This window comes from Pseudomonas anatoliensis, from assembly GCF_017976235.1.
GTDB lineage: Bacteria > Pseudomonadota > Gammaproteobacteria > Pseudomonadales > Pseudomonadaceae > Aquipseudomonas > Aquipseudomonas anatoliensis.
This window is the reverse complement of record NZ_JACVHC010000001.1, coordinates 545,779-559,357: the sequence shown is the minus strand read 5'-3', so window position 1 is coordinate 559,357 and position 13,579 is coordinate 545,779. Positions and strand designations below refer to the sequence as shown.

At 58.2% G+C, this 13,579-nt stretch carries 16 protein-coding genes; 9 read left to right on the top strand and 7 right to left on the bottom strand.

Annotated features, from left to right (window positions below):
- Positions 1 to 185: 185 nt before the first annotated feature.
- Together ICA16_RS02520 and ICA16_RS02515 are read left to right on the top strand one after the other, a co-directional pair.
- On the top strand, positions 186 to 782 hold the full coding sequence (locus ICA16_RS02520; RefSeq protein ID WP_150615366.1) for a paraquat-inducible protein A: 597 nt from the start codon (positions 186 to 188) through the stop codon (positions 780 to 782).
- The gene (locus ICA16_RS02515; RefSeq protein WP_150615365.1) at positions 779 to 1,468 is read left to right on the top strand and encodes a paraquat-inducible protein A; all 690 of its coding nucleotides are present in this window, start codon (positions 779 to 781) and stop codon (positions 1,466 to 1,468) included. The genes ICA16_RS02520 and ICA16_RS02515 overlap by 4 nt, the downstream gene beginning before the upstream one ends.
- On the opposite strand, the gene ydiJ is transcribed toward ICA16_RS02515, so the two are convergent.
- A complete protein-coding gene (gene ydiJ, locus ICA16_RS02510; RefSeq protein WP_210699852.1) occupies positions 1,401 to 4,427 on the bottom strand; it encodes a D-2-hydroxyglutarate dehydrogenase YdiJ in 3,027 nt (1,008 codons plus the stop codon). The two genes, ICA16_RS02515 and ydiJ, sit on opposite strands and share 68 nt — an antisense overlap.
- Before the next feature lie 158 nt (positions 4,428 to 4,585).
- Between ydiJ and ICA16_RS02505 the strand changes: the two genes are divergently transcribed.
- On the top strand, positions 4,586 to 5,470 hold the full coding sequence (locus tag ICA16_RS02505) for a LysR substrate-binding domain-containing protein (RefSeq protein ID WP_210699851.1): 885 nt from the start codon (positions 4,586 to 4,588) through the stop codon (positions 5,468 to 5,470).
- A gap of 167 nt (positions 5,471 to 5,637) precedes the next feature.
- Here ICA16_RS02505 and ICA16_RS02500 read toward each other — a convergent pair whose 3' ends face one another.
- Positions 5,638 to 6,243, bottom strand: coding sequence for a DUF6338 family protein (locus ICA16_RS02500; protein WP_210699850.1), 606 nt, complete (start codon positions 6,241 to 6,243; stop codon positions 5,638 to 5,640).
- A gap of 242 nt (positions 6,244 to 6,485) precedes the next feature.
- Positions 6,486 to 6,821, bottom strand: a complete 336-nt coding sequence (locus tag ICA16_RS02495) for a hypothetical protein (protein WP_150602794.1) — start codon at positions 6,819 to 6,821, stop codon at positions 6,486 to 6,488.
- A 183-nt stretch (positions 6,822 to 7,004) separates the two neighbouring features.
- Between ICA16_RS02495 and ICA16_RS02490 the strand changes: the two genes are divergently transcribed.
- Both ICA16_RS02490 and ICA16_RS02485 read left to right on the top strand, forming a co-directional pair.
- Positions 7,005 to 7,244, top strand: a complete 240-nt coding sequence (locus tag ICA16_RS02490; protein WP_007910805.1) for a hypothetical protein — start codon at positions 7,005 to 7,007, stop codon at positions 7,242 to 7,244.
- Positions 7,245 to 7,494: 250 nt separating this feature from the next.
- Positions 7,495 to 7,857 carry an NUDIX hydrolase gene (locus ICA16_RS02485; protein WP_150615361.1) on the top strand — a complete coding sequence of 121 codons (363 nt, stop codon included), beginning with the start codon at positions 7,495 to 7,497 and terminating at the stop codon, positions 7,855 to 7,857.
- A gap of 3 nt (positions 7,858 to 7,860) precedes the next feature.
- Here the strand turns inward: ICA16_RS02485 and ICA16_RS02480 are convergent, their stop codons facing one another.
- Positions 7,861 to 8,103 (bottom strand): DUF1652 domain-containing protein, encoded by a 243-nt coding sequence (locus tag ICA16_RS02480; RefSeq protein ID WP_150615360.1) that lies wholly within the window; start codon positions 8,101 to 8,103, stop codon positions 7,861 to 7,863.
- Between the two features lie 111 nt (positions 8,104 to 8,214).
- Entirely contained in the window at positions 8,215 to 9,114 is a 900-nt protein-coding gene (locus ICA16_RS02475) for a polysaccharide deacetylase family protein (RefSeq protein ID WP_210699849.1), read from the bottom strand.
- Between the two features lie 198 nt (positions 9,115 to 9,312).
- Between ICA16_RS02475 and ICA16_RS02470 the strand changes: the two genes are divergently transcribed.
- Positions 9,313 to 9,993 (top strand): SOS response-associated peptidase, encoded by a 681-nt coding sequence (locus ICA16_RS02470; RefSeq protein ID WP_210699848.1) that lies wholly within the window; start codon positions 9,313 to 9,315, stop codon positions 9,991 to 9,993.
- 326 nt (positions 9,994 to 10,319) lie between these two features.
- Positions 10,320 to 10,592 (top strand): hypothetical protein, encoded by a 273-nt coding sequence (locus tag ICA16_RS02465; RefSeq protein WP_210552948.1) that lies wholly within the window; start codon positions 10,320 to 10,322, stop codon positions 10,590 to 10,592.
- 43 nt (positions 10,593 to 10,635) lie between these two features.
- On the opposite strand, the gene ICA16_RS02460 is transcribed toward ICA16_RS02465, so the two are convergent.
- On the bottom strand, positions 10,636 to 10,785 hold the full coding sequence (locus ICA16_RS02460) for a hypothetical protein (RefSeq protein WP_191626427.1): 150 nt from the start codon (positions 10,783 to 10,785) through the stop codon (positions 10,636 to 10,638).
- 123 nt (positions 10,786 to 10,908) lie between these two features.
- Between ICA16_RS02460 and ICA16_RS02455 the strand changes: the two genes are divergently transcribed.
- Positions 10,909 to 11,295: a DUF2784 domain-containing protein gene (locus ICA16_RS02455; protein WP_210699847.1), complete on the top strand. Its 387-nt coding sequence runs from the start codon at positions 10,909 to 10,911 to the stop codon at positions 11,293 to 11,295.
- Here the strand turns inward: ICA16_RS02455 and ICA16_RS02450 are convergent.
- Complete coding sequence (locus ICA16_RS02450) at positions 11,292 to 11,819, bottom strand: DUF3087 domain-containing protein (protein WP_150615355.1); 528 nt, start codon at positions 11,817 to 11,819, stop codon at positions 11,292 to 11,294. The genes ICA16_RS02455 and ICA16_RS02450 overlap by 4 nt on opposite strands.
- 226 nt (positions 11,820 to 12,045) lie before the next feature.
- On the opposite strand from ICA16_RS02450, the gene ppnN reads away from it, so the two are divergent.
- Positions 12,046 to 13,419 carry a nucleotide 5'-monophosphate nucleosidase PpnN gene (gene ppnN / locus ICA16_RS02445; protein ID WP_042559566.1) on the top strand — a complete coding sequence of 458 codons (1,374 nt, stop codon included), beginning with the start codon at positions 12,046 to 12,048 and terminating at the stop codon, positions 13,417 to 13,419.
- The last annotated feature ends 160 nt before the right edge of the window (positions 13,420 to 13,579 follow it).

The window sequence follows — 13,579 nt, the reverse complement described above, 5'->3', positions numbered from 1 at the left end:
AGTGTCAGTGAACATTTGACTGGCTGAGACTGCGCTATCGTGAGCAGGCTCACTCCTGCATTTTTTGTATTTCAGGTCTGAAAATCAGTGAGCAGCACCGTTCGAGGTTTTTCGATTGTCAAAAACCGGCAGATCCCGCTGGATGAGCGTCTATAGTGATCAGGTCCCTGACTCGAGCGCTTTTCATGATCGCCCCCGAACAACTGATCATCTGCGAGCACTGCGATTGCGTGTATGAAAAAGCCGTGCTCGGCAAACATCAGAAATCCCTATGCGTACGCTGCGGCGGGGTACTCGAGCGCTTCAACGGACTGACCGTTGAGCAGCGTCTGGCCCTGACGTTCACGGCGGCGATGCTGTGGCTGTTCGCCAATTTCTATCCGGTGATGAGCATCAGCCTCAAAGGCCTGAAAAATAGCGCGACACTGTGGGATTCGGTGCTCGCCCTGAACCAGGGGCCGATCACGTTCATGGCGATGGTGGCCGCAATTTCGATCATTATTGCCCCGGCGTTTCAGTTGGTGCTGCTGATCTGGGTGCTGAGTTTCGCCCTTTCATCCCGACGCGCGCCAGGCTTCAAGGTCTGTATGCGCTGGCTGGAAACGCTGCGCCCGTGGAGCATGCTGGAAGTGTGTTTGCTCGGAGCGATGGTCGCCGTGTTCAAACTGGCCGGGATGCTTGATGTGCTGCCCGGTATCGGCCTGTTCGCCCTGGCCGTGCTGAGCCTGATGATGATCCGCATTGCCGGCCGAGACATCCGTGAACTCTGGGACATCTTATGAAGCGACCGGCGACCGCCAGCGAGCTCAACCTGTGCCTGTGCCACAGTTGCGGCCTGGCCTGCGACATGACCGACGAACCCCATGAGTGCCCGCGCTGTGATGCCCCGCTGCACCGGCGCAAAACCAATTCGCTCACCCGTACCTGGGCCTATCTGATTGCCGCACTGGTGTTTTACGTGCCGGCCAACTTGCTGCCGGTGATGAACACCACGATGCTGGGCAGCGGCGCCGACAGCACGATCATGAGCGGCGTGCTGGAGTTCTGGCAGCACGGCGCGTGGGACATCGCGCTGATCATCTTCATCGCCAGTATTGCCGTGCCGGGCGTCAAGTTCGGCGCCCTGACGCTGCTGCTGATCACCGTGCAGCGTGACAGTGGCTGGGCGCGTCGGGAGCGCTCGAAGCTGTTTCGATTTGTCGAGTTGATCGGCTATTGGTCGATGCTCGACGTACTGGTGGTTGCCCTGGTCGCGGCGCTGGTGAAATTCCAGGCGCTGGGCGATATCGAACCGCGTATGGGCATCCTGTTTTTCGGCATGGTCGTGGTGCTCACCATGCTCTCGGCGATGAGCTTCGACCCGCGACTGATCTGGGACAACGCGCCGGACGACGAACCGCTCAGCGACGCAGCCCCGCAAGCAGCACCTGCAACGGATGGCGCACAGCCCGATCCGACTGGCGCTTGACCTGGCTGCGGCACGAATATCCGGTGGCCAGCGCTTCGCCCTCCTGCTCCGGCGTGTCGATCTGGCGCGCCCACGATTGTTCGTAGATCACTGCCGACGTGTCGCGGTTGCGTGCTTCGTGGCCGTATGTCCCGGACATGCCGCAGCACCCCGTAGCCTGCGTGGTCAGTTTTAATCCCGCTCGTTCGAACACTTGCTCCCACTGCCGGGTCGCGGCCGGTGCATTGGTTTTTTCCGTGCAATGCGCCAGCAGACGGAAGGTCTCGGCGTTGCCTTGGGGTGCCTGCTCCGGCATCACATTGAGCAGCCATTCCTGCAGCAGCGCGACTTGCGGACATGCCTGCATACCGGGGACTTTCTGATATTCCTGGCGATAAACCAGGGTCATGGCCGGGTCCAGTCCCACCAGCGGCACACCAACATCCGCCAGTTCGCGCAACTGCCGCGCATTGCGCAACGCCGCACGATTGAAGGCCGTCAGAAAGCCCTGCACGTGCAGCGGCTTGCCGTTGGCACTGAACGGCGCCAGATAGACCTGATAGCCAAGCCGCGAAATCAGCTCGACCAGATCCGCCAACAATGGCGCTTCGAAGTACCGGGTAAACGCGTCCTGCACCAGCACCACGCTGCGCTCGCGTTGCGCCTTAGTCAGCGCAGACAAGGTCGGCACCGTCGCCGGCTGCACCTGCCAACGGCGCATCGCTGCGTGGAAATCGAAACGGCTGAGCAACGGCACATCCACCATGCCGCCCAGGCGTTCCAGCAGTTGTCGAACCACCAACGCGCCCATCAAACCGTTGTACAGCGCCGGAATCCGCGCCATATAGGGGATGCTGTATTCCAGCGAAGCGATCAGATAATCCCGCGCCGGACGCAGATAACGGCTGTGATACAACTCCAGGAATCGCGAGCGAAACTCCGGCACGTTGACCTTCACCGGGCATTGGCCTGCGCAGGATTTGCACGCCAGACAACCGGCCATGGCATCGTAGACCTCATGGGAGAAGTCTGGCGTTTGCGCGCGGCTGTTGCGCCAGCGCCGCCAAAAAGTGCTGAAAAACGCGGGTCGGCGAACGGCCTCCGACAGCACATCAACCTCGGCCTCGCCCTGCAATCGCAGCCATTCGCGGATCAACGACGCCCGGCCCTTGGGCGATTGCGCGCGCTCACGGGTGGCTTTCCACGACGGGCACATCGCGTCATCAGGATCGAAGTTGTAACAAGCGCCGTTGCCATTGCAGTGCATCGCTGCACCGTAGTCCTGCCAGACTTTCTCGTCGATCTGTCGATCCAGTTCGCCACGCAAGGTCACTTCATCGATCTTCAGCAGCTCAGCGCCAGTGTTGGCCGCCGTAGCGATTTTGCCCGGATTGAATTGGTTGAACGGGTCGAACGCGGCCTTCAGCGCTTGCAGCGCCGGGTACAGCTCACCGAAAAACGCCGGCGCATATTCCGAGCGCAGGCCCTTGCCGTGCTCGCCCCACAGCAGGCCGCCGTAGCGTTGAGTCAATGCGGCGACGCCATCGGACACCGGCCGCACCAGCGTCGCTTGTTGCGGGTCTTTCATGTCGAGAATCGGCCGCACGTGCAGCACACCGGCATCGACATGACCGAACATGCCGTACTGCAAACCATGGCTGTCGAGCAGATCACGCAACTCGGCGATGTACTCGGCCAGATGCTGCGGAGGAACGGCCGTGTCCTCGACAAACGGCTGCGGCCGCGCTTCACCCGCAACGTTGCCAAGCAAGCCCACGGCGCGTTTGCGCATGCCGTAAACCTTGTTCACCGCGGCATGACCTACCGCCAGCGTGTGGCCCAGACGCTCAACGGTAAGATCGTTGCTCAAGTGCTCAACGAACATCTCGACACGGCGCTGCAGATCCTCGGCATCGTCACCGCAGAATTCCACGAGGTTGATCCCCAGCGTCGGCCGTTCGGGGCTCTGTGGGAAATACTCGGCAACGCCATGCCAGACAATGTCCTGCATCGCCAGCAACAACACTTTCGAGTCGACGGTTTCAATCGACAGCGGCTTAAGCGCCATCAGCGCCCGGGCATCGCGCAACGCGTCCATAAACCCGGCGTAGCGAATGTTCACCAGCATCGTATGTTTGGGGATCGGCAACACGTTCAACTTCGCCTCAACCACAAAGCCAAGCGAACCTTCGGCGCCACACAGCACGCTGTTGAGGTTGAAGCGATTGTCCGCCTCGCGCAGGTGCGCCAGGTCGTAACCGGTCAGGCAGCGGTTGAGATCGGGAAAGCGCGCCTTGATCAGCGCACCCTGCTCATCAATGATCTGCCGCGCACAACGATAGACTTCGCCAACCCGATCCTCGCGGGCGCACTGTGCCTGGAGTTCACTCTCCGCAAGCGGCAGACCGTGCAGACGCTCGCCGCCGCGCAGGATCATATCGAGTTCGAGCACGTGATCGCGGGTCTTGCCGTAGGTGCAACTGCCTTGGCCGCTGGCGTCGGTGTTGATCATGCCGCCGACGGTGGCGCGGTTGGAGGTCGACAACTCCGGGGCGAAAAACAGCCCGGCTGATTTCAGCGCGGCGTTGAGTTGATCCTTGACCACCCCGGCCTGCACGCGCACCCAACGCTGCTCGACGTTGATTTCCAGAATACGGTTCATGTGCCGCGACAAGTCGACAACGATACCGTCGGTCAACGACTGGCCATTGGTGCCGGTACCACCGCCGCGCGGCGTGATTACCACATGTTGGTAAACAGGGTCGGCAATCAGCCGCGCGACCTTGGCCACGTCCTCAGCGTCCATGGGGAACACTGCTGCTTGCGGCAAGCGCTGATAGATAGAATTGTCAGTGGCCAGCACCACGCGACTGGCGTAGTCGGCGCTGATTTCACCACGAAAACCGCTGGCCTTCAGCGCATTGAGGAACTGCTGGTAATTGGAGGTTTGCGCGGTTACGGGCGACAGCTGGGCAATCATCGGTCAGGACATCTCGGTAAAAATCGGGCCGTGTGGCGGTGAACAGTTGTACGCAACGAATGATTGCGTCAGGCTCCGCCATCTCATGTTGCCCATATTCATTGCTGACGAACGCTGGGACAACCGTAAATTCGACCCACTATCAATGACTTTTACGAATGAATCCGCGCACGCTCACCCCTTCCATGTCGTTACTGCTGGCTTTCGAGGCTGCCGCGCGCCACGAAAGTTACACCCGCGCCGCCCATGAACTGTCGCTGACGCAAAGTGCGGTCAGCCGTCAGGTGCAAATCCTCGAGAAGATGCTCGGCATGCGTCTGTTCAGCCGCGAAGGCCGGCAAGTAGTCCTGACCGACGTCGGGCGCATGTATCAACGCGAACTCGCCGAAGCACTCGGGCAGATCCGCAGCGCCACTTTGCAGGCCATGGCATTTGGTTCGGGCATCCACAGTCTGCGGCTGGCGACGCTGCCGACCTTCGGCTCGAAATGGCTGTTGCCGCGACTCAAGGATTTCTACACCGCACATCCGGGTATGACCGTGCACTTGCACTCACGCATCGAAGCCATCGACTTTGATACCAGTGAAATCGACGCGGCGATTTGTGTGGGCGGCGGCGACTGGCCAGGGCTGAACGCCCTGCCCCTGCACACCGAGGAACTGGTAGTCATCGCCAGTACGCAGCTGTCCGCCGCCGAGCGCAACGACGCCGGGCAACACATCGCCGGGCAATTGCTACTCAACGTCAGCAATAATGCTCAAGCGTGGACAGAATGGTTCAGCCAGCACGACTTGCCGCATCGCAGTATGCGCATCGGCCCGAGTTTCGAAATGACTGCGCATTTGATTCAGGCGGTGCGGGCGAATATTGGCGTTGGCCTGGTGCCGCGGATTCTGGTCGAGGACGAACTGCTGAATGGAGAGTTGCTGCAACTGGGAGAGCCGATTATCAGTCGGCGCAGCTATTACCTGGTGTACCCACCGCGTAATGAAGCGCTGCCGTCGCTGAAGGCGTTTCGGGATTGGTTGGTGGAGACGCTTTGAAGCATCACGATGACTGCCGGGCAGTCATCAGGTTTCCAAGGATGGCTGGCGCTTCAGGGGTGGTGGCGCGCTCGGCCCTTTGATCAGTGGTTCCGCCAGTGGTTTTCCGTCTGCCCCCCTGAAAAGGCGCTCGTACTCCTTTGGCATGGGTTGTGGTGCTCTGGCGGTCATGATGAACCCTCTAATGCCGGGTTGAATTCAACCCATTTAACTTTCGCCGAATCTATCAGCAAAAATTCGGCACCAAAAGGCACCGATTTGCCATCTTCGTCGAGCCAATGCGGATCCTGCATCACAAACTGCCCATTGGCTGACTCAGGCGGCCACTCAACCGGCCAGCCAAGCACGCGCCTTTCGTCGGTCAAATGCAAAGTGATGAAGCGGTCATTTTGAACGAATGCGCTGAACCATTCGCTTGGGTAGGAAGATTGTTTCGTTACGTTTCTATTGCGCAACCATCCATGCAACTTGTCATTGGTGGCCAAACGACAGGCCAGCAGCCCAAGCAGCACCGAAGAAAAGAATGCCCACACTGCCTCAGCCTCTCCATTCCACTTTCCTACAGAAAATCCCTTTGCACCCACCCACAAACAGGCCACACCAATTCCTGCAACCGCCCCATGAATCACAAACGTGAAAATCAACGCCTGCACAATCTGGCCAAACGTATCCGGCCGCCTGAACGCTGTAAGCGAATAAAAAATCCACGTTGATAGAAAACCGGGAATCAGATACTGCAACAGCGGAATAACTTCTTTGACCAGATCATCCATGATCCGTGGCTCCTTGAAAGACATGTCGGCCTGATTTTCGGCCGGCACTCCAAAGCCTAGCGCACGCTAAAAAAATCCTCGCGAGCAACTGTCACAGCTCATTTCGCCGAACCGCCATCGCGTTGCAAGCCCCCAGAACAATGACCGACATTTCAGACCAAGCGCCCTTTTTAACTACCAACAGGCGAAAAAAAAGCAGAAACCGTTAAAGCGGTTTCTGCTTTTTTTGCACCCGACAATCGCTACAGGCAATCACGCACAGATTGGCGTAGCGACCCGGACTTGGCCCAAGGCGGGCCCTGGTACAAGGACACGCTGCTGCCGTCCTTGTATTTGACGATTTCGAGGATCTCGTCAGCCGTGATGATGCTCGGTGCGGTGATGCGGTAACCGTTGGAGATCGATGTCTGCGAGGTTTTCGCAACATCCTTCTGCCACAACGGTAATACGCACGCGGCATAGTCTTTGGGCGCCTTGCTGCTGGTCTTTCTGACATTGGGCTCACCCGGCACCAACGATGTCGGCAACGAGCACCCTGCCAACACGGCCAACGCCAGCCCCCCGATCCATATCCGCATGATGTTTCCTTTTGCTAAAAAAGTGAATGTACCGCCTAACAGACAACACATCCATCGTGGCATCGCGCCCGCTGTGGAGATTGGACAATTTTTTACACCCATTCAGCAGATCACAGACAAACCACGCGCGACGGGCGAAAAATGCGACTACTCTTTTTTACCGAGAATGTTCCGGAGGTGATCATGCGGCTCAACGAATATGAACACGAACTGCAACGCGACCTGCAAAGCGTTGCGTCGGATCTGCGCTGGTCGGCAGTCGATCTGAAACGCATCGCCGAGCAGTTGCGCAAGTCTGGCAACGAGGCTGACGCGCAGTCAGTACTGAGGTCCTGTGAGGTCTTGCAAAGCGATGAAGAGCGGCTGCAGTTGTATGCCAGGGAAGTGAAGGCACGGGCAATCAGTCGTACCAAAGTCCACTGACGCTAACTGTACCGCTGCAAACCAAAGCCCTGGCGTCAGCCGGGGCTGTTTTTTACAACCCGTCTTCTCGCCTCGCGCCCCTAAACACGCGTTTCGCGTTTTCTGTATCCGCTCGCCCACGCAATCCTGCCCAGCATTTGGCACTTCTCTCAATACTCGACGCTCCAACGTCAAAGGAACCTTTATCCAAAGGCCCGGCTCGAATATTGCAGTTTTATTTCTTTTTTGTGACAGCGGTAACAGGTAACCGATGAAAGTACGTGCAACCGTCATTTGCGAACAGGATCGACATATCCTCCTGGTGCGCAAACCCAGGTGCCGCTGGAATTTGCCTGGCGGCAAAGTTGAATCTGGAGAAACCCGGGCGGACGCTGCCGTGCGCGAATTGCAGGAAGAAACCGGACTGAATGCCGATGAAGTGCTTTACCTGATGGAACTGCAATACGGCGGAACCCGACATCATGTCTATGAGGCTTCGGTGCTAAACATTGAACAGCTGCGCCCGCAGAACGAAATTACCGATTGCATCTGGTTTCCGTTAGACGCGGTGCACAATCTGAATACCAGCGAGGCTACGTTGCACATCGTTCGGGCGTTTCAACGGCGTTTATAAACATCAACCGGCGAAGGCCCTGCGGCCGGCACTCATTTCTGTACGCAATTCGCCGATAAAGTTGGAAATGTCGCGGATCGTGACGAGATGTTCCGGGGAGACGCCATTGAGCAGTAACTCGACGCGTCCGCTGCCGGGTTCATAGACTTTGATTTGCAGCAGCCCCTGAGGCGTTGAAATGCAGTCGCATTTAAACGTGGGAAAGCCGGATTCAACAATGCGGCAAATGTCGGCAATGGCAAGCATGGCTGGGCGCCTCGCAGGCGTTGAATCGATCGATCCGTAGAGCATAGATGGCCGATGACTGCCCCGCTCCCCCGATAAACGCCAACCCGATCACACTTTTCATGCGTCCCGTCAGTGAGCGTCGTGATCCCAGATCCAATTCCATATGCCCGGCAACTGCACCGACTCAGAGCTCTGCTGGACTGTACGTGCCAGCGCAGCCTTCTCCAATTGAGCGTGATCGTCATAAAACGGCTTTTGCGCCAATCTCACGCCGGTGGCTGCGGCGCTGTCGAGCAGGATTTGCAGATATTCGCGCATATGCCGCGCGGTATAGCGGTTGAGATCATGAAAGGTCACCACCACCGGAATCACCCCATCCACAGCGGGAAACTCACCGAGGGCGATGCGCTCACGCACCTGCGATAGCTGCTGCACCATGTTCGCCCTTCGGCGCGGGCTGGCATTGAAGCCCCAGATCTTGCCGTCATTGGCACTCAGATCCGTGAGCAACACGCGCAAGTCATGCTGCTGATAAGCGGCGAAGGTGCGTTTGTCGTAATTCCAGAACGGCGGTCGCAGCAACTTCGGCGGCGCTCCGGTGATGGCGGCAATGTCAGCAGAGCCGTTGATCAGCGATTCGTTGAGTTCCTGCGGGTCGAGCAACCGATGGTTGGTGTGCCAATGGGTCGCTGTATGAAAACCGAGGACATGCCCCTCTTCAAACTCGCGCCGCATGATGCCGCGACCGATTTCGCTGTTACCAGCCCGGGGCGCACGCGTCTGGACGAAAAATAGCGCTTTGATGCCCGGCTGCACCGGGTTGTCCTTGAGGCTGTCGAGCACCGTCGCTGATGGATTCCAGAAACTCGAGGCGCTGGGGCCGTCATCGAACGTCAGCAGAAAACGCACGGGCGCTTGATCCTTCAGCCGGGATTCGGTTTGCGCGGTCATTTCAATGGGCGCGGCAATGCAGCCAGTCAGCACCAGGGCGATGACCGCTGCACAAAAAAGTTTGAATCCGGATGTCATGTTTTGCCTTGCGCCCGACCACTGCGTTCATGTTGTCGATTGGCAAAACTCCCTCGCCCTTATCCCATCCCTGCGCTCGGCTTCGCGAGCCGAGGTTGGATAAGGTACACAGGGTTTGGTTCCGGCGCTCGCTCAGTGCGCCAGTGCCTGCTTAAACGAGGTCAACTAAGCTGATATTTCCTACAGGAGATTCAGCCGATGTGCGGAAGACTCTCGCAGTACCGGGGCATTCACGATTTCGTCGCAGTGCTGAGCATTCCCGATGCGCTGATCAATCATGTCGGCGATGCGCCGCTGGCTCGCTACAACGCCGCGCCGACCACCGCGCTGGCGGTCCTGCATCAATACGAACAACGCGTGTACGCGGACAACCTGCGCTGGGGCTGGCGTCCGCACTGGGCAAAGGATCGCGCCGCACCGATCAATGCGCGGGTGGAGAAAGTCGCGCACGGGCCGTTTTTCCGCGCGATCTGGCGTCACCGCTTGATCGTACCGGTCGATAACTGGTTCGAATGGGTCGATGCCGAGGACAAAACCCGACAACCATGGCTGATTCGTCGGGTGGACAATGGGCCAGTTTTCTGCGCCGCCATTGGGCAATTTCCGACACCGGGTGCGGACGCTCGGGACGACGATGGCTTCGTCATCATCACGGCCGACAGCAAGGGCGGCATGCTCGATATTCACGACCGTCGGCCAGTGGTGCTCAACGCTGAAATGGCGCGCGAATGGCTCGACCCCGCGACGCCCGTGCAACGTGCCGAGCAGATGCTGCTGTTCGAAGGTGAAGACGCGGCGGCGTTTGAGTGGCACAAAGTCGACAAAGCCGTCGGCAACTCACGCAATCAAGGCCCCAAACTGATCGCTGAAGTGGCCTGAAAATTTGCCAGCGCCACACGTTCTCTTATGTAGGAGTTGCCGAAGGCTGCGATCTTTTGCTTTTCCAGATCAAAAGATCGCAGCCTTCGACGGCTCCTACAGGTGGCGCACAGGCTTTACAAATGGTGTTTCAATCTTGAGACAAACGTTAATAAAACAGTCGTTTGAGCGAACTAACCGCTTGTCTGACATTTCAATCGTCATACATACATTTACATTCGCTACGGATAGCATGCGCGCCGCATTTCCGTTTGGTATACCAGTTGACCAAAGAGTCAAGAAGCCAGGATTCCCCATAACTTTTACAAGCCTTGCAGAGAAATAAGTTGCGCGACGATTTTGCAATCAAACAGGTCAGTGGCCTGGAGTGTATTCATCTGTCCACGACAGAACGCTTTCAACTCGAATGTTTTATCGGCCATTACATCAAGACCCGAAACCTGAGTTCAGTCCCTGACATTGAACGTATCCTGCGCACCACCCTTGAGGGTTATCCCGGCCATGCTCCGGTGATGGTCAACGAGCTGAGCGCCTGGATCGACCGAACCCTGGGTTATCGGGCGGCACACCCCGATTTCAAGCAGTTGGAAGACCTTTGAAACGTCAAAGCCCCGTTGATTCGGGGCTTTTGCTATTCATCGTTCAAGGTTTTAGCGGGCGTTCCTGATCCCGATCCGACAGCTCTCTGCTGTCGTCATGTTTCCAGGTCTGCTCCTCTCTCCTCTTCTGTTGTTCGACCTCTTCTTCTGATGGCTCATCCTCATCATCCAGATGCGTTTTATCAGTTGCCATGTCCGCCTCGCTTTCAGAAGTAATTGATCACCGATAAAGCATAGCAATTGCGATAAATCGCGCCGTCCGTGAGGCGCCACTGGCGTACCATGGACCCCCTCACAAATGCGTCAGGGAGACGACATGCTGTACCGAATTGCAGCCGACGGGCTGGTGCTGTTTCATTTGCTGTTCATTCTATTCGTGCTGTTCGGCGGATTGCTGGTGCTCAAGTGGCCGCGGCTGATGTGGCTGCACTTGCCGGCCGCCGCGTGGGGCTTCGCGGTCGAGGTGTTGCACCTGACCTGCCCCCTGACCTACTGGGAAAACCTGATGCGCCACGCCGCCGGGCAAACCGAGTACGCCGGCGGTTTCATCGAACATTACATCTGGCCGATCATCTATCCGGCCGGGCTCACACCGCAGATCCAACTGGTGCTGGGCAGTGTGGTGCTGATGATCAACCTGCTGGTGTACGGGCGATTGATCCGCTCGTGGAAACTGCGCCGAGCCAGCCGTATTCCGTTTTAACGCGACGCAGGTTTCAGGGCCTCCAGCCACGCCGGATCAAGGCGTGGCTGGTCGACATCGAGCCCCAGCGCTTGCATCCGCTCCTTGTGCTGCTCGACTTCGCGATGCAACTGCGCATGATCGCTGGAGTTGCCATCCAGTTCATGCATCTGCGTCAGCCCCTGGTGATAGAAGCGCAATACTTTCATCGCGATCGGGTCATTCTTTTCCACGGCCGCCGTCACCTGATGCATCACATTGGTGACGCTCATCAAATTGCGCTTGAGCCGCCAGCCATACACCGCCGGCGCCATCCAGCTCTGATTCCAGAAACGCCCGCGCAACAACGCCCCCGTCAGCAAGAACGCCAGAAACACCCCGCCGACATTGAATCGCAGGTTATCGCCGTCAGGCTCGCCGAACAGCGCCACCGCCGCCGTCGAAAACAACATCGCCAGCACCAGGAACAGCACGGCGATGATCAGCGTGCTGCGGCGGGTCTGCTGGCGAAAAGTGGCGGCGTCCATCGGCTGAATCTCGAACATCACAAATGACTTCCTTGAGCGAGAAAAAAAGGTGCAACAGAAAAACGGGCCCGCGCATTATCGCCTCTGCGATGGATTTAGCTATGCTGGGGGCCCTTTTCATCTTTTCATCGTCCAACGGGGACATGGCGGTATAGCGCAGATCGTGCCATCTTCATTCATGGATACACACTATTCGGATGCCATCCGCCTGGTTTTGGGATGACATCGTTTTAAGGATCATTGCATGACCCAACGACACGTAATCAATGCTTCGGTCAGCCCCAAAGGCAGCCTGGAAACCCTTTCTCAACGTGAAGTGCAGCAACTGAGCGAAGCCGGATCCGGCAGCACCTACACCCTGTTCCGCCAGTGCGCCCTGGCCATCCTCAACACCGGCGCTCATGTCGATAATGCCAAGACCATTCTTGAAGCCTACAAGGACTTCGAAATCCGCATTCACCAGCAGGATCGCGGTGTGCGCCTCGAGCTGCTGAACGCTCCGGCCGATGCCTTCGTCGATGGCGAAATGATCGCCAGCACCCGGGAAATGCTGTTCAGCGCCCTGCGTGACATCGTCTACACCGAAAACGAACTCGACAGCCAACGCATCGATCTCAGCACTTCCCAAGGCATCAGCGACTACGTCTTTCATCTGCTGCGCAACGCCCGCACCCTGCGCCCGGGTGTCGAGCCGAAAATCGTCGTGTGCTGGGGCGGTCACTCGATCAACACCGAAGAATACAAATACACCAAGAAAGTCGGCCACGAACTGGGCCTGCGCAGCCTCGACATCTGCACCGGCTGCGGCCCCGGCGTGATGAAGGGCCCGATGAAAGGTGCGACCATCGCCCACGCCAAACAGCGTATTCACGGCGGTCGCTACCTCGGTCTGACCGAGCCGGGCATCATCGCTGCCGAAGCGCCAAACCCGATCGTCAATGAGTTGGTGATCCTGCCGGACATCGAAAAACGTCTGGAAGCGTTCGTGCGTGTCGGCCACGGCATCATCATCTTCCCGGGCGGTGCCGGTACGGCGGAAGAGTTCCTCTATCTGCTGGGCATTCTCATGCATCCGGACAACGAGGGCCTGCCGTTCCCGGTCATCCTGACCGGGCCGAAACATGCTGCGCCGTATCTGGAGCAACTCGACGCGTTCGTCATCGCGACCCTCGGTGAAGCGGCCAAGCAGCACTACGAAATCATCATCGACGACCCGACTGAAGTCGCGCGCCAGATGACCCAGGGCCTGAAAGCCGTGAAGCAGTTCCGCCGCGAGCGTAACGACGCGTTCCACTTCAACTGGCTGCTGAAGATCGATGAGGGTTTCCAGCGTCCGTTCGATCCGACCCACGAAAACATGGCCAACCTGAAACTGCACCGCGACCAGCCACCCCATGAACTCGCGGCCAACCTGCGCCGGGCGTTCTCCGGGATCGTGGCCGGTAACGTCAAGGACAAGGGCATTCGCCTGATCGAGGAACACGGCCCTTACCAGATCCGCGGTGACGCCGCGATCATGCAACCGCTCGACGCACTGCTCAAAGCCTTCGTCGCCCAGCACCGGATGAAACTGCCGGGCGGCGCGGCGTATGTGCCGTGCTATCGAGTGGTGGCGTAAGGTTCAGCCACACAAGCCCCCTGTAGGAGCTGCGGCACGCTGCGATCTTTTGATCTTGTTTTTAGAGGTCAAAATCAAAAGATCGCAGCGTGCCGCAGCTCCTACAGGAGTTTGTGTTGGGCAAAGATCTTGTGCTCAACGCAAGACCCTGTGGGAGCTG